Here is a 19,095-nt window from a genome sequence, read left to right on the forward strand (position 1 = left end):
CCCCCGGTCAGGCGGACGTGGTGTGCCGGTCCGCGACCGTCAGCGCCTCGTCGAGCAGGGCCAGGCCCTCCTTGGCCTCCGCCTCCGTGATGGTGCACGGCGGCACGACGTGCGTCCGGTTCATGTTCACGAAGGGCCACAGGCCGGAGGCCTTGCAGGCCGCCGCGAATTCGGCCATCGGCGCGTTGGCGGCCCCGGCCGCGTTGTACGGGACGAGCGGCTCGCGCGTCTCCTTGTCCCGTACGAGCTCCAGCGCCCAGAACGCGCCGAGGCCCCGGACCTCGCCGACCGACGGGTGCCGCTCGGCGATCTCGGCGAGCGCCGGGCCGATGACGTTCGCGCCGAGGTGGGCGGCGTGCTCGACGACGCCCTCCTCCTCCATGGCGTTGATCGTCGCCACGGCGGCGGCGCAGGCCAGGGGGTGGCCGGAGTACGTCAGGCCGCCGGGGTAGGGGCGGTTGGCGAAGGTCTCGGCGATGGCGCCGGAGATGGCGACGCCGCCGAGCGGCACGTACCCGCTGTTCACGCCCTTGGCGAAGGTGATCAGGTCGGGGGTGACGTCCCAGTGCTGGGCGGCGAACCACTTGCCGGTGCGGCCGAAGCCGGACATGACCTCGTCGAGGATGAAGACGATGCCGTGGCGGTCGCAGAGCTCGCGTACGCCCGCGAGGTAGCCGGCGGGCGGGGTCATGATCCCGGCCGTGCCCGGCACGCTCTCCAGGATGATCGCGGCGATGGTCGCCGGGCCCTCGAAGGCGATGGTGTCGGCGAGGTGCGCGAGGGCGCGCTCGCACTCCTCGGCCTCGGTGGCGGCGTGGAACGGCGAGCGGTAGAGGAACGGGCCCCAGAAGTGCACGACCCCGGCCGCTGCGGTGTCGGAGGGCCAGCGGCGCGGGTCGCCGGTCAGGTTGATCGCGGCGGCGGTGGCCCCGTGGTAGGAGCGGTACGTGGAGAGAACCTTCTGCCGTCCCGTGTGCAGACGGGCCATGCGGACGGCGTTCTCGACGGCCTCGGCACCGCCGTTGGTGAAGAAGACCTTGTCCAGGTCGCCCGGGGTCCGCTCGGCGATGAGGCGTGCGGCCTCGGAGCGGACGTCGACGGCGAAGCCGGGCGCGAGGGTACAGAGCCGGGCGGCCTGCTCCTGGATCGCGGCGACGACCTTGGGGTGCTGGTGGCCGATGTTGGTGTTCACCAGCTGGGAGGAGAAGTCGAGGTAGCGGTTGCCGTCGTAGTCCCAGAAGTACGACCCCTCGGCCCCGGCGACGGCGAGCGGGTCGATCAGGGCCTGGGCGGACCAGGAGTGGAAGACGTGGGCGCGGTCGGCGGCCTTGACGGAGGCGCCGGTTGCCGCGAGGTCTGCGGGGTTGCCCGTGGTGACGTGAGGGGTCATGCGGCCACGCTAAAAGTGCGCAGGTGGGAAGGGACATCGGCGGACTGTCTGCGGGTGGGGGCCGGGTCTCGGCAGTCTGTCGGCACGGAAGGGGGAACGGGGTGATTGACAGCACACTGTCGAAGTGACAGCCTACTGTCATGTCGATGGAAGAGGCGATGAAGATGACGACGACCGGGACGACGACCACCCCCTCCGATGCCACCGCTACCTCCGCCACCCCTGCTCCCCCGGCTCCCACCGGCCGGCCGGTGCACCTCGCGGTGTACGACACGTACGCGGACTGGGAGACCGGCCACACCACCGCACACCTGACCCAGCGCGGCTTCCCGGTCCGTACGGTCGGCCTCGCCGCCGGGGCGCCGGTCACCACCATGGGCGGCGTGCGCATCCAGCCCGACCTGGCCCTCGCGGACCTCTCGCCCGGGGACTCCTCCCTCCTCATCCTGACCGGCGCCTCGCTGTGGGACTCCGGCGACGAGCTGGCCCCCTTCGCGGCGAAGGCCCGGGAGTTCCTGGCGGCCGGGGTGCCCGTCGCGGCGATCTGCGGAGCCACGGCCGGCCTGGCCCGGGAAGGGCTGCTCGACGCGCACGCCCACACCAGCGCGGCCGCCGCGTACCTGGCCCACCAGCCGGGCTACGCGGGCACCGGGCGGTACGTCGAGGCCGACGCGGTGACGGACGGCGACCTGATCACGGCGGGCCCGACGGAGCCGGTCGCCTTCGCCCGGGAGGTCTTCGCCCGGCTGGACGTCTACGGGCCTGAGGTGCTCGACGCCTGGTACCGGCTGTTCCACGACTCGGACGCGAGCGCGTTCCCGGTGCTGATGGCGGCGGCGGAGCGCGGCGATGCCTGAGGCCCCCGCTCCGTCGGAACGGGCCCGGCAGGACCTGCTCAGCCGCACCGCGCTGGGGGTGTTCGGCCTGAACGGCCGGTTCCTCGCGATCTCCGAGGAGCTGGCCGGGCCGGCCGGGCTGACCGCGGCCTGGTGGCAGGTGCTGGGGGCCGTGCTACGGGAGCCGCTGCCGGTGGCGGGGATCGCCCGGGCCATGGGGATCACGCGGCAGAGCGTCCAGCGCATCGCGGACCTGCTGGTGGGGAAGGGCCTCGCGGAGTACGTCCCGAACCCGGCCCACCGGCGCGCGAAGCTGCTGCGCCCGACGGAGGAGGGACGTGCCGCCGTCGCCCGCATCACCCCGGCCCACGCCGTACTGGCCAACCGCCTCGCGGAGCAACTGGGCGAGGCGGGCTTCAGGGAGACGGTCGAGGTCCTGGACCGGCTCACCGAGGCCCTGGACACGCTGCTGGCCGAGGGATCCTCCGCCGCGGACGCCTGAGGCACGGGGCGGGGCGCGGGCTGGGCGGGGGCGTGGGCTCGGCGGGCGTGGGCGTGGGCTGTTCCGGGCACTTCGTCCACCGTCCCGGGGATGCATCCCGAGGACTGATCGACCGCTTCGGGTGTGGCCCTCAGGTTGGCCCTGTCATACCTGAGAGCCACGCGGAAAGGCCGCTCTGCAGCGGGACGCCGACGATGCCCCTCAATTCCTAACTTCGAGACCAGAGAAGACGTGAGCACAGCCCTCTGGATCGAGCGAAGGAAAAGGGACCCGCCATGACCCGCGCCGCAGGACGCCCCGCAGGCCACCCACGAGGACGCCGCGAAGGACGCACCACGGGCCGCCGCGCCGGACGTCACCCCGGCCGGCTGCGCCGGACCCTGCTGGCCGGGCTCGTCGCCGCGGCGGTCGTGCTCCCCGTCTCCGCCGCCGCCTCTCCCGACGTCCCGGCCCCGCCGCCCGCCGTCCTCGCCGAACAGGCCCCGCTCTTCGACCGGTACGCCGCCAACCGCGCCGACCTCGCCGAGGCGGCCCGCATGGCGCGGGACGCCGGCCGCACCGGCCGCGCGGCGAAGCTGCGGGCCATGGAGGCGGACGGCACCGCCCGCTTCCTCGCCTTCGACGGCCGCGGCAGGGGCCGTGCCGTCGAGGTGCTCGGCGATCTGGAGACCGCCGACCGGGTCGCCGTCCTGGTGCCCGGCTCCGACACCACGCTGGACACCTACCAGCGGTTCCGCGCCGGGGCCGTCGCCCTTCAGCAGCGCCTGCGCGCCGAGCATCCCCGCTCCGCCGTGGTCGCCTGGCTCGGGTACGACACCCCCGGCACGGTCAGCGCGAGCGTCCTGACCGCCGACCGCGCGGATGCGGCAGCTGCCGAACTGGGTCCCTTCCTCGACCTCTTGGGGCGGGTCGCCGCGCCCGGCGCCCGGCTCTCCCTGCTCTGCCACTCGTACGGGAGCGTGGTCTGCGCCCGGACCGCCACCGGCCCCGGAGTCGGCGACACGGCCCTGTTCGGCAGCCCCGGTACGGGCGCCGGCTCCGCCGCCGAGCTGCCGACCGACGCCCGGATCTGGGCGGGGCGCGGCGGGGCCGACTGGATCGGCCACGTCCCCCATGTCCGCCTCGGCGGGGTCGGCTTCGGGACCGACCCCGTCGACCCGGCCTTCGGAGCCCGGCTCTTCACCGCCGGCCCCGGCGGCCACAGCGACTACCTCAAGCCCGGCACCCCGTCCCTCGACAGCCTGACCCGCATCGTCCTCGGCAATGACCCGGAGGCCCCCCATGCGTAAGCTCCGTGCCCGCTGGTCCGTCCTCGCGGACCGCATCGAGGCCGGCACGCCCGCCGACCGGGACCGGACCGTGGACGCCCTGCGGTCCTTCGCCATCCTCGGTGTGGTGCTGGGCCACTGGCTGGTGACCGCCCTGACCACCGCCAACGGAGGCCTGAGCAACACCAGTCCGCTGGCCCACCTGCCCTGGCTGGCGCCGGTGTCCTGGGTGTTCCAGACGCTGGCCGTGTTCTTCCTGGTCGGCGGCCATGTCGCCGCCCGCGGCCACGCCTCGGCGCGCGAGCGCGGGGTGCCTTACGGGGTGTGGGTCGCGCAGCGGCTGTCGCGGCTGTTTCGGCCGGTCGCCGCGGTGCTCGCACTGTGGACCGTGACGGCGGCCGGACTGCTGCTCGGCGGGGCGGAGCCGGGCACCGTCCAGACGCTGGTCAAGCTCGTCCTCTCGCCGCTCTGGTTCCTCCTCGTCTTCGCCGTGCTCACCGCGGCGACCCCGCTCGTGGCCCGGCTCAACCCGCTGTGGCCGCTGGCCGTGGTGGCCGGTGTGGATGTGTGGCGGTTCGGCTTCGGCGGGCCGGAGTGGATCGGCTGGGTCAATGTGGCCGCCGGCTGGCTCGTCCCCTACACCCTGGGCGCCGCCTGGTCCCGTGGGGCGTTCGCCCGGCGCACCCCGGCCGCCCTGCTGCTGGGCGGGGGCGCGGCCGCCACCGTCGGGCTCGTCCTCTGGGGCGGATATCCGGCCTCCATGGTCGGCGTCCCCGGGGCCCCGATATCGAACCTGAACCCGCCGACGCTGGCCGCCGTTTCCTTCGGCCTGGCCCAGTGCGGGCTGGCGCTGCTGCTCCGCAGCCCTCTGGAGCGGGCCATGCGAAGGCCCCGCGTCTGGGCGAAGGTTGCCCTGATGAACCTGTCCGCGATGACGATCTTCCTCTGGCACCAGACCTCGATGATGGCCGTCACCGCCCTGGGGCTGCTGGCCCCGGTCGATCTGCCCGGGCTGCACACCGTTCCCGACTCCCCGCAGTGGATAGCCGCCCGGCTGCTGTGGCTGCCGGTGTTCGCCGCCGCGCTGGGCGTCTGCTGGGCCGCGTTCCGTACCTACGAGCAGGCGAGGCGGCCGAAGCGGGGCGGCCCCTCCAGGACCGTCGCGGCCTCCCGCCCGGCGGCGGGTTCCCCGCCGGCACCGGCCCGGGAGATCACCCATGCCTAGGCTGACCGGTGTGAACGAGCAGAGCGCGCCCCCGGCCACTTCCCCCTCCCGGGACCGGAGTCCGGCGGCCGCCGGGGCCCCGGCGGCCGACCCGCACCGGCATCCGGGCCGGGCCTCCGCACCCCGGGGAGGGTGGCTGGGGGCCCTGGGCCGGGACCTGCTCACCGTGGAGTGGGATCCGCTGCCCAAGATGTCCCGGCCACGGTGGCTGAGCCGGCTGCCGCACATCGCGGTCGCCTACGTCGCCGTCTTCTTCTGCTTCCTCACCACGGAACAGCTGGGCGACCACTACGGCGTCACCGGCGGTCCGCCGCTGGTGGCGGCGCTCCTGACCGGTGCCTCGATCGCGCTCGCGATGTTCCGGCCGATGGCTGGCTGGTGGCTCGGCCTGGTGGCCGGCGGGCTGAGCGCGTGGCTGATCCATCCCGACGTCGGCGCGGGGCAGACGTGGCCCTGGACCGCCGGGGGGTTGATCGCCTTCGCCCCGGTGCTGCTGCTGGTCGCCCTGCGCGTACCGCCGCGCGTGACCGTGTCTGCCGTTGCTGTCCCCGTCGCCCTCACCGGTCTGGCCGAGGTCCTCTGGCAGCCGGAGCACGGCCAGAGCACCGTGCTCACGGCGCTCCTCCTCTACGGGTTCGTCGGACTGCTCGGATACGCCCTGCGGGCCACCCGCCTGGCCCGCGGCAAGCTCGTCGAGCAGGAGACGATCACCGAGGAGGAGCGGGCCCGGCGCACCCTGCTGGAGGAGCGGAGCCGCATCGCGCGCGAACTGCACGACGTCGTCGCCCACCACATGTCGGTGATCTCCATCCAGGCGCAGGTCGCCCCGTACCTGGTGGAGAACCCCTCCGAGGAGCTCAAGGAGAACCTGGCGGGCATCCGGGGGAACGCTCTGGAAGCCCTGACGGAACTGCGCCGGGTGCTGGGCGTGCTGCGTTCCGAGCAGCCGGACGATCCGGCGAACCCGCACCATCCGCAGCCCACCCTCGCCGAACTGGACGGCCTCGTGGACAACGTGCGCAGTGCGGGGCTGGCCGTCACCACCGAGCTGGCGGGCGTCCGGCGGCCCCTCGCCCCGGGGGTCGAGCTCACCGCGTACCGGATCGTGCAGGAGGCACTGAGCAACTGCCTGCGCCACGCGCCCGGTTCCCGGGTGGAGGTCGGCATCGCGTACGGGCCGCGCGAGCTGCACCTGTGCATCGCCAACAGCGCGCCGACCCGGCCGGCCCCGCCCTCGCACGGTGCCGGGCACGGTCTGCTGGGGATGCGGGAGCGGGCGGGCATGCTGGGGGGCGAGCTCGCCGCCGGCCCCCGCCCGGGCGGGGGGTACGAGGTGAGCGCCGTGCTCCCGATGGATCCCGAGACGAAGAAGGACTGAAGAGGACGCATGAGCACTCCGGCCGACCCGATCAAGGTGATGATCGCCGACGACCAGATGATGGTCCGGCAGGGATTCACCGTCCTCCTCAACGCCCAGCCCGACATCGAGGTCGTCGGCCAGGCCGTGGACGGCGCCGACGCGGTGGCGAAGGTCGCCGAGCTCGGTCCTGACGTGGTCCTGATGGACATCCGCATGCCCGGAATGGGCGGCATCGAGGCCACTTCCGTCATCACCGCCGCGCCGGGCTCCGGCCCCAAGGTGCTGGTGCTGACCACCTTCGACCTCGACGAGTACGTGTACGAGGCGCTGCGCGCCGGGGCCTCGGGGTTCCTGCTGAAGGACGCGTCGGCCGACCAGCTCGCGGAGGCGGTCCGGGTGGTGGCGGCCGGCGAGGCCCTGCTCTCGCCGAACATCACCAAGCGGCTGATCACGGAGTTCTCCCGGATGGGGGCGCCGCGTGCGCCGTCGAGGGCGCGGATCGACGAGCTGACCGAGCGGGAGACCGAGGTCCTGTCGCTGATCGCGCAGGGGCTGTCCAACGCGGAGATCGCCGGGCACCTGGTGGTGGCCGAGCAGACCGTGAAGACCCATGTCGGGAGGATCCTGGTGAAGCTGGGCCTGAGGGACCGGACCCAGGCCGCGGTGTTCGCGTACGAGACGGGTCTGGTCCGTCCGGCGGGCTACTGAGCGGCCCGGGTAGTACCTGAGAGGGAGGCCGGGATATCCCCTTCAGCGGCGACGCGGACGAGGGGGCGGCCGACCTACGGTGTGGGTATGAGCGAGACGACCTCCCGGGCGAATCCCCGGGCACCCGAGTTCCGGATGGCCTCCGGCCTGTTGCGGAGCCTGCGCCAGGATCTGATCACGGACGCCTTCGCCTACCGGCCGCTGGCGCCGATGCGCACCGACGGGCCGGTGACGAGGCGGCTCCCGGCGCGGATACGGCCGTACCTGGCGTATCTGCCGCATGCGGTGATCGGGTTCATCGCCTTCTTCGTGGTGATGCTGACGTCCGCCACCAGCGGGGAGTACGTCGCTGCGATCAATTCCCTCGTGATGGGGCTGGTCGCGGCCACTCCGGTGCTGATGACGCTGGTGCGTCCGGTGGGGGCGTTCTGGGCGGCCATCGCCGCCACCGGGGCGCTCGCGGTGGCCGGCTCCGGCTTGAACGACGTGTGGCCCTGGTCGCCGGGCGCCTTCGTCTCCTACCTGGCGACGGTGACGTTCGCCGCGATGCGGACCAGGCCCCGGGCGGCCGGCTGGATGTGGCTGATCACCCTGGGCATCGGGATCGGGATACCGGTCGTGCTCGGCCGGGGGGAGCCGGTCGAGGTCATGCCGATGGCCTTCCTCCTGGCGGTCTCGCTGCTGGTGGTGACGGTCCGCAACATACGCAGGGAAGCGGAGCAGGAGGTCAGCGCGCAGCAGGAGGTCACGGCCGTCGAGCGGGACCGGCGGACGCTTCTGGAGGAGCGGACGACGATCGCGCGCGAGCTGCACGACGTGGTGGCCCACCACATGTCGGTGGTGGCGATCCAGGCGGAGGCCGCGCCGTACCGGGTGAAGAACCCGCCGCCCGAGCTGGAGGCGGCGTTCGCCACCATCCGGGAGAACGCGGTGGCGGCGCTGACGGAGCTGCGCCGGGTGCTGGGTGTGGTGCGCTCCGCGGACTACGAGGCACCGGACGCCCCGCAGCCGACGCTGGCTTCGCTGGACGGACTCCTGGCCAATGTGCGGGAGGCCGGGCTGAGCGTGGAGAAGACGGTGACGGGAGCGGTGCGGGAGCTGCCCCCGGGCGTGGAGCTGTCGGCGTACCGGATCATCCAGGAGACGCTGAGCAACACCCTGCGCCATGCGCCGGGGGCGCCGGCCTCGGTCGAGGTCTCTTACGTGCTGGGCGGGTTGGGCATACGGGTGGTCAACGCGGCGGGGACCGCGGCTGTGCGGCCCTCGCCGGGCGCCGGACACGGGATCACCGGGATGCGGGAGCGGGTGGCCATGCTGGAGGGTGAGATGACGGCCGGGGAGACCGAGGCGGGCGGGTACGAGGTGGCGGTGTTCATACCGGTGCGCGGCCGGCAGGGCCAGGCCCAGGACGCGGCGCAGGGGCCGGGGCAGTCGGCATGACGATCAGGGTGCTGATCGTCGACGACCAGATGATGGTCCGGGAGGGCTTCTCCGTCCTGCTCAACGCGATGGACGGCATCGAGGTGGTCGGCGAGGCGGTGGACGGCCGCGAAGCCATCGCCAAGGTGGCGGCGCTGCGGCCGGACGTGGTGCTGATGGACATCCGGATGCCGGTGATGAACGGGCTGGAGGCGACGCGGGAGATCGTGGCCTCCGACACGGACGCGAAGGTGCTGGTCCTGACGACCTTCGACCTCGACGAGTACGTGTACCAGGCCCTGCGGGCCGGGGCCTCCGGGTTCCTGCTCAAGGACGCCTCGGCCCGGCAGTTGGCCGACGGGGTGCGGGTGGTGGCCTCCGGTGAGGCGCTGCTGGCACCGACGGTCACCAAGCGGCTGATCCTGGAGTTCTCGAAGCTGTCGACCCCGACGAAGCTGTCGGATCCGGCGGGGATAGGGGAGTTGACCGAGCGTGAGACGGAGGTGCTGGTGCTGATCGCGCAGGGGCTGTCCAACGCGGAGATAGCGGACCGGCTCATCGTCGCGGAGTCCACGATCAAGACGCACGTGAGCCGGATCCTGGTGAAACTGGGCCTGCGCGACCGCACCCAGGCCGCGGTGTTCGCCTACGAGACCCGCCTGGTGACCCCGTCGTAGCCGAGGTGGGCCGGGCCGGCGGCGGCGACTGCGGCGGTGGCGGTTTCCGGCCGCGCGCGGGGCGGTCTTCTACAGTGAAGGGATGGGCTTTGATCCGTGGGACGCCGCGTTCGTCGCCGATCCTTATCCTGCCTACCGCGAGCTGCGGGAGCAGGGGCGGGCGCTGTGGTGGGAGGCCACCGGGCAGTGGCTCGTGCCGCACCACGCCGATGTGAGCGCGCTGCTGCGCGACCGCCGGCTCGGCCGGACCTACCTGCACCGCTTCTCGCACGAGGAGTTCGGCCGCGAGGCCCCGCCGCCGGGGCACGAACCGTTCCATGTCCTCAACGACAACGGCCTGTTGGACCTGGAGGACCCCGCCCACGCGCGGGTGCGGCGCCTGGTGTCCAAGGCGTTCACCCCGCGCACCGTGGAACAGCTCGCGCCCGCCGTGGACCGGCTCGCCGGGGAGCTGGTCGGGCAACTCCTCGCCGACGGGGGCGGGGACCTGCTCACCGTCGTCGCCGAGCCGCTGCCCGTGGCCGTGATCGCCGAGCTGCTCGGGATCCCGGAGGCGGACCGGGCCCTGCTGCGGCCCTGGTCGGCGGACATCTGCGGGATGTACGAGCTCCGTCCCGACGAGGAGACCGCGCGGCGGGCGGTCCGCGCGAGCGTGGAGTTCAGCGCCTACCTGCGCGAGCTGATCGCCGAGCGGCGCAAGGAGCCCGGCGAGGATTTGATCTCCGGCCTGATCGCCGCCCACGATGACGAGGGCCGGCTCAGCGAGCAGGAGATGATCTCCACCTGCGTCCTCCTGCTGAACGCGGGCCACGAGGCCACCGTGAACACCACCGTCAACGGCTGGTGGACCCTCTTCCGCCACCCCGAGCAGCTCGCCTCGCTCGATTCCGAAAAGTTGTCCACAGCTGTGGATGAACTGATGCGCTACGACACACCCCTCCAGCTCTTCGAGCGCTGGGTGCTCGACGACATCCGGATCGGTGACACCCTCGTCCCGCGCGGAGCCGAGGTCGCGCTGCTCTTCGGGTCCGCGAACCGGGACCCCGCCCGGTTCGAGCGGCCCGACGCCCTGGACCTCGCACGGGAAGACAATCCGCATCTCAGCTTCGGCGCCGGGATCCACTACTGCCTCGGCGCTCCGCTCGCACGGCGGGAGCTGACCGCCTCGTTCGGGGCCCTGCTGGCAGACGGCGTCCCGCCCCTGAAGCTCGTACGGGAGCCTCGGTGGCGGGACGGGTACGTCATCCGCGGTCTGGACGAACTCCTCGTGGAGTTCTGAGAGTTACGGGCATGGCGGGCGGGGCTACGCGGCCAGGTCGCGGCGGCGCAGCGCCGCCAGGCCGGCCGCCAGCAGGGCCGCCGCCAGCGCGGTCAGCACCAGCAGCGGAGCCCAGGCCAGGGCCTCGGCACCCGGCAGCTTGGGCAGGTGGGCGAAGGGCGACAGGTTCAGGACGGCCTGCGGGAGGTTCAGCGCGGGCCCGATCCAGCCCAGCGTCAGCGCGCCCCCGGCCACCGCCCAGGCGGCCACCGCGTACCGCGGGAGGGCTCCGTGCAGGAGGGCCGCGAGGGCGCCGATCACCCAGACCGCCGGGAGCTGGGCGAGCGTCGCACCCACCGCCGCGGCCACGCCCCGCAGGCCCTGTCCGTGCCCGATCCCCAGGCCCAGCCCCGCCAGCAGCAGGATCAGCGCCGAGCCGCCGAAGGCCACCGCCAGGTGCCCGCCGGCCCAGCGCAGCCGGCCGACCGCGTTCGCGAGCAGCGGTTCGGCGCGCTGCCCCGACTCCTCGCCGCTCAGCCGCAGCACCGACGAGACGATGAACAGGGAGGCGATCATGCCGAGCATCCCGGCCATCGTCGCGAGGAAGGCGTCGGCGATCCCGCTCTGCCCGCCCATCCGCTCGATGATCTCGCGGGTCCGTTCGTTGTCGCCGACCAGCTGCGTGGCTCCGTCCGTCATCCCGCCGAAGACCACTCCGGCCGCCAGGAACGCCAGGCTCCATCCGGTCAGGCTCCCCCGCTGGAGCCGCCAGGCCAGCGCCCCCGGGCCGGCGAGCCGGCCCTCCGCCGGGCCCGGGCGGGCCGGCAGGAAGCTCATGCCGACGTCGCGGCGGCCGGCCAGCGCGTACGCCGCCGCCACCAGCACCGCCACGGCCGCCGCGAACAGGGCGAACACCCACCAGCGTTCGGCCGCGAAGGCCCGTACGTGCTCCAGCCAGCCCAGCGGCGACACCCAGGTCAGCGCGCTCGAACCCCCGGTGCTCCCGGCGTCCCCGGCGGCGCGCAGCACGAACGCCGCGCCGATCAGTGCTCCCGCGAGCCCCTTCGCGAGCCGTGCGCTCTCGGTGAGCTGAGCCGCGATGGCGGCCAGCGCCGCGAACAGCATCCCGGTGGCGCCGATGCCGAGCCCGAGGGCCGACGCACCGCCCGCCCCGCGCCCGGCCAGCCCGGCCGTCACCAGCAGCGCGGCGAGCCCGTTGGCCGTCAGGGCCGCCAGCAGCGCGGCCGTCAGCGGCGCCCGGCGGCCCACCATCGCCGCGGAGAGCAGCTCCTGACGGCCCGTCTCTTCCTCCTCGCGGGTGTGCCGGACCACGATGACCAGGCTCATGATCCCGGCGAGCACCCCGGCGAAGACCCCGCCGCGCCATGCGGTCAGCGCGCCGATCGAGTCGCCGAAGACCGGCCCGTACAGGGCGCGCAGCGAGCCGTTGGTGTTCATCGTGCCGAGCAGCCGGTCCCGTTCGGCGGCGGTCCCGTACACCGATTCCAGCGAGGCGGGCAGGCTGAGCACCAGCAGCGCCACGACCGTGATCCAGACCGGCATCATCACGCGGTCGCGGCGCAGGGCGAGGCGCAGCAGCGTTCCCGTGCCGGCCAGTTGGTTCCTCATCGCGACACGCCCGCCTTCGCGTGGGCACCGGCGCCACGGCCGTGCACGTCGTCCGCGTAGTGCCGCAGGAAGAGCTCCTCCAGCGTCGGCGGGGTCGAGGTCAGCGACCGCACCCCGGAATCGGCGAGCGAGCGCAGTACGGCGTCCAGCTTGTCCGTGTCGGCCTGGAGGCGGATCTTCAGTCCCCGCACCTCCACGTCGTGCACGCCCGGCAGCTGCGCGATGCCGTTCGGCGGGCCGGCGAGCTCGGCGCTGATCGACGTACGCGTCAGGTGCCGCAGATCGGCCAGCGTGCCCGTCTCGACGGTGCGGCCCTTGCGGATGATGCTGACCCGGTCGCAGAGGGTCTCGACCTCGCTCAGGATGTGCGAGCTGAGCAGGACGGTCCGCCCGGCGGCGCGCGCCTCGGCGACGCAGCCCTGGAAGACCCCCTCCATCAGCGGGTCCAGCCCGGAGGTGGGCTCGTCGAGGATGAGCAGTTCGGCGTCGGAGGAGAAGGCGGCGACCAGCGCGACCTTCTGCCGGTTGCCCTTGGAGTACGTGCGCCCCTTCTTGGTGGGGTCCAGCTCGAACCGCTCGATCAGCTCGGCGCGCCGGGCCCGGTCCAGGCCGCCGCGGAGCCGCCCGTAGAGGTCGATGACCTCGCCGCCGGAGAGGTTGCGCCACAGGGTGACGTCTCCGGGGACGTAGGCGACGCGGCGGTGCAGTTCCACGGCGTCGGCCCAGGGGTCGCCGCCGAGCAGCTCGGCGGTTCCGGAGTCGGCGCGCAGGAGGCCCAGCAGAACCCGGATGGTGGTGGATTTGCCGGAGCCGTTGGGGCCGAGGAAGCCGTGTACCTCGCCGGCGGCCACGGAGAGGTCGAGACCGTCCAGTGCGTGGGTGCGGCCGAACGCCTTGTGGAGCCCGGCGACACTGATTGCCTTCGTCATGATTCTGAACGTACGCTACTTTCACAAACTTGTGAAGCTAGGGAAACGTATAAAGTCGGAAGGGTGGCGGACGACATGAACACTCAGGCACCAGACGTACGGAGCGACGAAGCGGCGGTCTCCCGCTTCGTGGAGCGGTTCGCCGCGCAGCTGACCGAAGCCGGGATGCAGCGGATGGCCTCGCGGGTCTTCGCCCAGCTGCTCGCGAGCGACCGCGGGTCGATGACCTCGGCGGAGCTGAGCGAGGCACTGCAGATCAGCCCGGCGGCGGTATCGGGGGCCGTGGCCTACCTGTCGCAGGTGACCATGGTCAGCCGGGAGCGGGAGCCGGGCTCCCGGCGGGACCGGTACGTCCTGCACAACGAGCTCTGGTACGAGACGTTCACCCGGCGGGACCAGGTGCTGAGCCTCTTCGAGAAGACCCTGCGCGACGGCGCGGCCGGAGTCGGCACGGACACCCCGGCCGGCGCGCGCATGGCGGAGACGGCGGCGTTCTTCGCGTTCCTGCAGGGCGAGATGCACGCGATGATGGACCGCTGGCGGGCCCACCGGGCCACCCTGGACCTCCCCGCACCCTAGGTCGTGTCGGATACGGACGGGTGCCGGGCGACGTGGCGGACCTGATCGAAGCGGCCGCCTGCGAGTCCGGCTCCTGACCGGCGCCTGACCGGCCGGCCCGGCCGGCCCGGCCCCGCCTCACGCGGGGCCGGGGTTCCGGTCAGCGCGGCAGCGTCAGCGACCAGGCCCCCGGCCGGAGCGTCCACGTACGGCGCCGGACCGGCCCCGCCACCAGCGCGTCCGCCCGGTAGCGGAAGTCCGGGCCCGACACCGTCACCGAGGCCGCCTTCACCCGCAGCGAAGGGCCGCCGACCAGCCGGACCGTCACCTCCGCCACCCTGCCGGAAGAGGACACCGGCACCACCCGCAGCTCCTCCACCGCCCGGTCCACGTCCACCAGCAGCTGCCCGTCCGCCTCCACCCGCAGCCGGTGCCCCACCCGGACGCCCGGCGGGACCAGCGTCCGCACGAGCGAGCGGTACGCGCTCCACACCGACGGCCCCGACGGCCTGGCCGCCGCCCGGACGGGTGGAATCCGCAGGTCCCCGAGCACCACCCCGTCGCTGTCGTCGACCAGCAGGTCCCGCGTGACCACGGCCCCGTCCAGCACCGAGCGCGCCGCCGCCACCGCCGACAGCGGAACACCGAGGGACCGCGCCAGCCCCAGCGACCCCACCTGCCCCACCGGAATCAGCGAAACGGCCCCGTCCCCGAGCCCGCGCTCCCGGTACAGCAGCCCCACGGCCCGGACCAGCGCCCGGTCGTCGCCGACGATCACCGGCTGCCGATGGCCCCGGCGGGCAAGAGCCCGCGCAAACTCCTCCTGCGAGTCCGGGAGGCAGATTTTCGCCGCAGCTCCCGCCGACAGAACATCCTTCGCGATCCGCACGGACTCGCCGTCAAGACGGCGGGCGACCGGGTCGACGAGCACGAGCAGGCCGCCTACCGGCGCGCCCGCATGGCTCATGGTGGGCTCTGGAGCCGACACCTCGGTCCTTCCTCGGGTAGCATCTTTGTGCAAGAGGCCCTTGCGCTATTGCGCCAGGGCCTTCGTCTATTCCGGGGTACCGGTCCGACGGCTCAGCCTGCGGTGTACATCGTCGTACGCCCCCTGACCTTGGACATGCCCCATCCGGAAGAGGTGTACGCCTGTGCCCGCTCTTGTGCTGCTCGGAGCTCAGTGGGGTGACGAGGGCAAGGGAAAGGCCACCGACCTGCTCGGTGGTTCCGTTGACTATGTGGTGCGCTACCAGGGCGGCAACAACGCCGGCCACACGGTCGTCGTAGGCGACCAGAAGTACGCGCTGCACCTTCTCCCTTCCGGCATCCTCTCCCCCGGATGCACCCCGGTCATCGGCAACGGTGTCGTCGTCGACCCGGCCGTCCTGCTCTCCGAGCTGCGCGGCCTGAACGAGCGCGGCATCGACACCTCCAAGCTGCTCATCAGCGGCAACGCGCACCTCATCACGCCGTACAACGTCACCCTCGACAAGGTCGGCGAGCGCTTCCTCGGCAAGCGCAAGATCGGTACGACCGGCCGCGGCATCGGTCCGACGTACGCGGACAAGATCAACCGCATCGGCATCCGGGTCCAGGACCTGTACGACGAGTCCATCCTCGCCCAGAAGGTCGAAGCGGCGCTGGAGGGCAAGAACCAGCTCCTCGCCAAGCTCTACAACCGCCGCGCCATCGAGGCCGCGGCGATCGTGGAGGAGATGCTCCAGTACGCGGAGCAGATCAAGCCGTACGTCGCCGACACCACCCTGATCCTCAACAACGCGCTCGACGAGGACAAGGTCGTGCTGTTCGAGGGCGGCCAGGGCACCCTGCTCGACGTCGACCACGGCACGTACCCCTTCGTCACCTCCTCGAACCCGACCGCGGGCGGCGCCTGCACCGGCACCGGCGTGGGCCCGACGAAGATCAGCCGCGTCATCGGCATCCTGAAGGCGTACACGACCCGCGTCGGCGCCGGCCCGTTCCCGACCGAGCTGTTCGACCAGGACGGCGAGGACCTGCGCCGCATCGGCGGCGAGCGCGGCGTGACCACCGGCCGCGACCGCCGCTGCGGCTGGTTCGACGCGCCGATCGCGCGTTACGCCACCCGCGTGAACGGCCTGACGGACTTCTTCCTCACCAAGCTGGACGTGCTGACCGGCTGGGAGCAGATCCCGGTCTGCGTCGCGTACGAGATCGACGGCAAGCGCGTCGAGGAGCTCCCGTACTCGCAGACGGACTTCCACCACGCGAAGCCGATCTACGAAAACCTGCCCGGCTGGTCCGAGGACATCACCAAGGCCAAGACGTTCTCGGACCTCCCGAAGAACGCCCAGGCGTACGTGAAGGCCCTCGAGGAGATGTCGGGCGCCCCGATCTCCGCCATCGGCGTCGGCCCCGGCCGCACCGAGACGATCGAGATCAACTCGTTCCTCTAGGACCGAAGCGAAAGGGGCGGTGCGCCGTGTGGCGCACCGCCCCTTTCCGCTCGTCCGCACGTGCCCGTCCCGGACCGGCACGGTCGCCGGGTTCGCAACGGGGCGCGGGCGCTTCCGGGGATCAGCTGGTCTGGTACCAGGCGATCAGGTCGACGATCATGTCGATGTCCTGCCAGCCCTGGTTCCAGAAGTCGATGACACCGCCCTTGCCCCCGGACGTCTGGACCAGGTTCGCCGCGGTCGTGCCCGCCGTCCAGTTCACGGACGAGGAGACGGGCCGCTGCGGCGTGACCGCGGTGCCGTTGCAGTAGTCGGGCCAGGTGTTCGGGTCCGCGGTGACCGACAGGAAGCCCGCGCCCTTGGTGTTGGTGACCGTGGTGTTCAACACCCAGCCGTCGATGTCGGAGTTCGTCGTGTCGGCGTCGAACTGGACGGGGAGCATCGTGCGGGCCGGCACCGGGCCGGCCTTGCGGCCCCAGCTGTCGATGCGGGTGTCCAGGATCCGGTACGGACCCCCGAGGCAGACGAGGGCCGCCCTGCTGTCGGTGCTGTAGTAGCCGACCACGTCGGCCACCACGTCGGCCCGGTCCCAGCTGCCGTTGCGGACGGTGATCTTCCCGTCGGGGCCGACCGGCACGATCACCGAGTTGGCGACCGTCTGACCCGCGGCGAAGTTCACGCTGGACGTGGACGGCGCCGCCTGCCCGCTCGGGTACGCGGTCAGGTGACCGGCCGCCCGCGGGTTCGTGGCCGTCAGGTTGAGCGCCACCGCGGTGACTCCCTTGGGGACGCCCGCGCGCCCGGCGATGTCGACGCCGAAGGTCCCGTAGCCGGCCACCTGCCCCTTCGCCGTACCGATGCCCTCACGGGTGTCGACGGCGCGGACCGGGTTCACCGTGGTGTAGCCGCTGGCGACCGACGCCGTGAAGTAGCCGGTGACGTCCGCGAGCAGGTCGACGGAGTCCCAGCCGCCGTTGATCAGGTGGACGGACCCGTCCTTGCCGACCGGCACGATCACCTGGTTCGCAACGGTCTGCCCCGGGGCGTAGTTCAGGTTCGACCCGGCCTCGAAGCCGTCCTTGTCGGGCTGGACCACGACGTGGCCGGCGCTCGCGGCGTTGGTGGCGGTGACGTTCAGGACCACTTCGGTGGCCCCGGCGGGGATCTGGGCCGCGCCCGCGACCCGCAGGACCACCGAGCCCCGCCCGGCGACCTTGGCCTGTGCGGCGCCGAGGCCGGAGCGGGTGTCCAGCAGGCGCGTGGGCGCGTGCGCGGTGTACTCGCTACCCGAGGTGACGAAGTCGAGCCGGTTCACGGCCTCGGCGCCGTTCGTGGTGTCCTTCACCGTGACCGTGACCGCGTACGAGCCGACGGCCGTGTAGGTGTGCTGGGTGTTGCGGCGGTCGTAGCCCGTGCTGGAGGCCGTGACCTTGTCCGTGGTCCCGTCGCCCCAGGCGATGGTGATGTCGAGATTCGCGGTCTCGCTGCTGATGCGCGTCGTCAGGTCGATCGAGTGCGCGGTCGGCGTACTGCCTTCCAGGGCGATCGCGAGGTACGGGTTCGTCTGCGCGCCCTGCGCGCCCTGGCCTCCCTGCGCCCGCGCGGTCCCCCCGGACCGGGACCCCGGCGTGAGCACCGTACGGTCGGCCGGGCTGGAGAAGGTCCTGCCCCCCGGCAGCGGCCCTCCCTTGCCCGGGTTCACCCCGGTCGCGGCGGCCACCCCGTGGCCGGGCGGAACGGCCGGACCGGCCGCGGCGGCCGGAACGGAGGCGAGACCTGCGAACGCCGCCACGAGGGCGGCGGAAAACATGAGACGGCGACGGAGCACCGTTCCCCCCTTGGTCTGGTGCAAAAACCCTGAACGGGTTCGAAATCCAGTTCAGCGTACAGACCGGTCGGCAGCCCGGACCACGGGGTTCTTCCTCGTCACGCCCACGGGCGGTGGGCTGCTCTACCAGGCGAGCTGCGAGATCTCCTCGGCCACCACCGCGCAGGCGTCGGCGGCGGGGTCGATGAGCGGGAAGTGACCGACCCCGTCCAGCAGCGTCAGCCCCACGGTCTCGCCCGCCCTCGCCGCCGCGGCCACGTACGACTCCGCCACCGACGCCGGGACCACGATGTCCTCCCGGCCGTGGACGACGGCCGTCGCGATCCCGGTCGGCAGCAGGACCGCCGGGTCCGCGAACGACAGCCGCCGCGCCCACTGTTCGGCGCCGCCCAGCAACTGCGCGGACGCGCCCCCGCACACGCCCAGCTCCTCCGCGGCCACGAAGTCCGCGATCGGGGCCAGCGCCACCACGCCGCGCAGCGACGGCGGGGAGGTCAGCCTCCAGGCGTCCGGGGAAGCGGGCGGCAGGACGTGCCGGGCCGAGGCCCACAGCGCGAGGTGGCCGCCCGCGGAATGGCCGGTGACGACCGTACGGCGCGGGTCGGCCTGCGGGAGGTGGGCCGAGGCGAGCTTCGGGAGGGCGTCCATCGCGGCGGCCACGTCGTCGAAGGTCTCGGGCCAGCGGCCGGCCACGTGCCCCTCGGCGTTCTGGCGCGGGAGGGAACTTCCGCGCCGGTACTCGACGTTGGCGACGGCGAAACCCCGGCGGGCCAGGAAGTCCGCGAGCGGGGTGATGTGGTGCCGGTCGTACGGGGCGCGCCAGGCGCCGCCGTGCAGCAGCACGACCAGCGGGGCCGCGCCCGCGGCGCCCTCGCCGCGCGGGGCGTAGAAGTCGATCACCTGGTCGGGATGGTCCCCGTACGCCCCGGTCGTGTCGGGGGCGACCGGCGGGTGGGAGAAGGCCGAGGCGGCCTCGGCGGCGTCCCGTTCGACTGCGGGGTCCGTCATCGGCTCAACCTCTCGGTAACGCGTGGGACTGGTGTTCCGGCAGAGCGGGACCGTATCAGGCCGGA

Annotated in this window: 17 protein-coding genes; 11 read left to right on the forward strand and 6 right to left on the reverse strand. The window is 72.9% G+C overall.

Features of this window, described 5'->3' with window-relative positions; translation table 11 throughout:
- Positions 1-7 precede the first annotated feature (7 nt).
- Complete coding sequence (locus ACFY1T_RS09045; RefSeq protein ID WP_390787616.1) at positions 8-1,390, reverse strand: aspartate aminotransferase family protein; 1,383 nt, start codon at positions 1,388-1,390, stop codon at positions 8-10.
- Between the two features lie 140 nt (positions 1,391-1,530).
- On the opposite strand from ACFY1T_RS09045, the gene ACFY1T_RS09050 reads away from it, so the two are divergent.
- The 9 genes from ACFY1T_RS09050 to ACFY1T_RS09090 all read left to right on the forward strand — a co-directional run bounded on the left by ACFY1T_RS09050 (position 1,531) and on the right by ACFY1T_RS09090 (position 10,664).
- The gene (locus ACFY1T_RS09050; protein WP_390787617.1) at positions 1,531-2,247 is read left to right on the forward strand and encodes a DJ-1/PfpI family protein; all 717 of its coding nucleotides are present in this window, start codon (positions 1,531-1,533) and stop codon (positions 2,245-2,247) included.
- Positions 2,240-2,728 (forward strand): MarR family winged helix-turn-helix transcriptional regulator, encoded by a 489-nt coding sequence (locus ACFY1T_RS09055; RefSeq protein WP_390787618.1) that lies wholly within the window; start codon positions 2,240-2,242, stop codon positions 2,726-2,728. Before ACFY1T_RS09050 ends, ACFY1T_RS09055 begins: the two co-directional genes overlap by 8 nt.
- Before the next feature lie 275 nt (positions 2,729-3,003).
- Positions 3,004-4,017: an alpha/beta hydrolase gene (locus tag ACFY1T_RS09060; RefSeq protein ID WP_390787619.1), complete on the forward strand. Its 1,014-nt coding sequence runs from the start codon at positions 3,004-3,006 to the stop codon at positions 4,015-4,017.
- A complete protein-coding gene (locus ACFY1T_RS09065) occupies positions 4,010-5,221 on the forward strand; it encodes an acyltransferase (RefSeq protein WP_390787620.1) in 1,212 nt (403 codons plus the stop codon). Before ACFY1T_RS09060 ends, ACFY1T_RS09065 begins: the two co-directional genes overlap by 8 nt.
- 10 nt (positions 5,222-5,231) lie before the next feature.
- Complete coding sequence (locus ACFY1T_RS09070) at positions 5,232-6,599, forward strand: sensor histidine kinase (RefSeq protein ID WP_390787621.1); 1,368 nt, start codon at positions 5,232-5,234, stop codon at positions 6,597-6,599.
- A 9-nt stretch (positions 6,600-6,608) separates the two neighbouring features.
- Entirely contained in the window at positions 6,609-7,289 is a 681-nt protein-coding gene (locus tag ACFY1T_RS09075) for a response regulator (protein WP_390787622.1), read from the forward strand.
- Between the two features lie 87 nt (positions 7,290-7,376).
- The gene (locus ACFY1T_RS09080; protein WP_390787623.1) at positions 7,377-8,729 is read left to right on the forward strand and encodes a sensor histidine kinase; all 1,353 of its coding nucleotides are present in this window, start codon (positions 7,377-7,379) and stop codon (positions 8,727-8,729) included.
- Complete coding sequence (locus tag ACFY1T_RS09085) at positions 8,726-9,385, forward strand: response regulator transcription factor (RefSeq protein WP_030870872.1); 660 nt, start codon at positions 8,726-8,728, stop codon at positions 9,383-9,385. Before ACFY1T_RS09080 ends, ACFY1T_RS09085 begins: the two co-directional genes overlap by 4 nt.
- Before the next feature lie 82 nt (positions 9,386-9,467).
- Positions 9,468-10,664 (forward strand): cytochrome P450, encoded by a 1,197-nt coding sequence (locus tag ACFY1T_RS09090; protein WP_390787624.1) that lies wholly within the window; start codon positions 9,468-9,470, stop codon positions 10,662-10,664.
- 24 nt (positions 10,665-10,688) lie between these two features.
- Here ACFY1T_RS09090 and ACFY1T_RS09095 read toward each other — a convergent pair whose 3' ends face one another.
- Positions 10,689-12,272, reverse strand: coding sequence for an ABC transporter permease (locus ACFY1T_RS09095; RefSeq protein ID WP_390787625.1), 1,584 nt, complete (start codon positions 12,270-12,272; stop codon positions 10,689-10,691).
- A complete protein-coding gene (locus ACFY1T_RS09100) occupies positions 12,269-13,201 on the reverse strand; it encodes an ATP-binding cassette domain-containing protein (RefSeq protein ID WP_390787626.1) in 933 nt (310 codons plus the stop codon). The genes ACFY1T_RS09095 and ACFY1T_RS09100 overlap by 4 nt, the downstream gene beginning before the upstream one ends.
- A 75-nt stretch (positions 13,202-13,276) precedes the next feature.
- Here ACFY1T_RS09100 and ACFY1T_RS09105 point away from each other — a divergent pair, with 75 nt between their 5' ends.
- Positions 13,277-13,780, forward strand: coding sequence for a GbsR/MarR family transcriptional regulator (locus ACFY1T_RS09105; RefSeq protein WP_390787627.1), 504 nt, complete (start codon positions 13,277-13,279; stop codon positions 13,778-13,780).
- A gap of 139 nt (positions 13,781-13,919) precedes the next feature.
- On the opposite strand, the gene ACFY1T_RS09110 is transcribed toward ACFY1T_RS09105, so the two are convergent.
- On the reverse strand, positions 13,920-14,726 hold the full coding sequence (locus tag ACFY1T_RS09110; RefSeq protein WP_390787894.1) for a diacylglycerol kinase: 807 nt from the start codon (positions 14,724-14,726) through the stop codon (positions 13,920-13,922).
- Positions 14,727-14,910: 184 nt separating this feature from the next.
- On the opposite strand from ACFY1T_RS09110, the gene ACFY1T_RS09115 reads away from it, so the two are divergent.
- Complete coding sequence (locus ACFY1T_RS09115; protein WP_229337648.1) at positions 14,911-16,194, forward strand: adenylosuccinate synthase; 1,284 nt, start codon at positions 14,911-14,913, stop codon at positions 16,192-16,194.
- A gap of 121 nt (positions 16,195-16,315) precedes the next feature.
- Here ACFY1T_RS09115 and ACFY1T_RS09120 read toward each other — a convergent pair whose 3' ends face one another.
- Positions 16,316-18,022 (reverse strand): PKD domain-containing protein, encoded by a 1,707-nt coding sequence (locus ACFY1T_RS09120; protein WP_390787628.1) that lies wholly within the window; start codon positions 18,020-18,022, stop codon positions 16,316-16,318.
- 123 nt (positions 18,023-18,145) lie between these two features.
- The gene (locus ACFY1T_RS09125) at positions 18,146-19,030 is read right to left on the reverse strand and encodes an alpha/beta hydrolase family protein (RefSeq protein WP_390787629.1); all 885 of its coding nucleotides are present in this window, start codon (positions 19,028-19,030) and stop codon (positions 18,146-18,148) included.
- Positions 19,031-19,095: the final 65 nt, after the last annotated feature.

The sequence above is a fragment of the Streptomyces sp. NPDC001194 genome (genome assembly GCF_042896985.1).
In the GTDB taxonomy this organism is placed as follows: Bacteria; Actinomycetota; Actinomycetes; order Streptomycetales; family Streptomycetaceae; genus Streptomyces.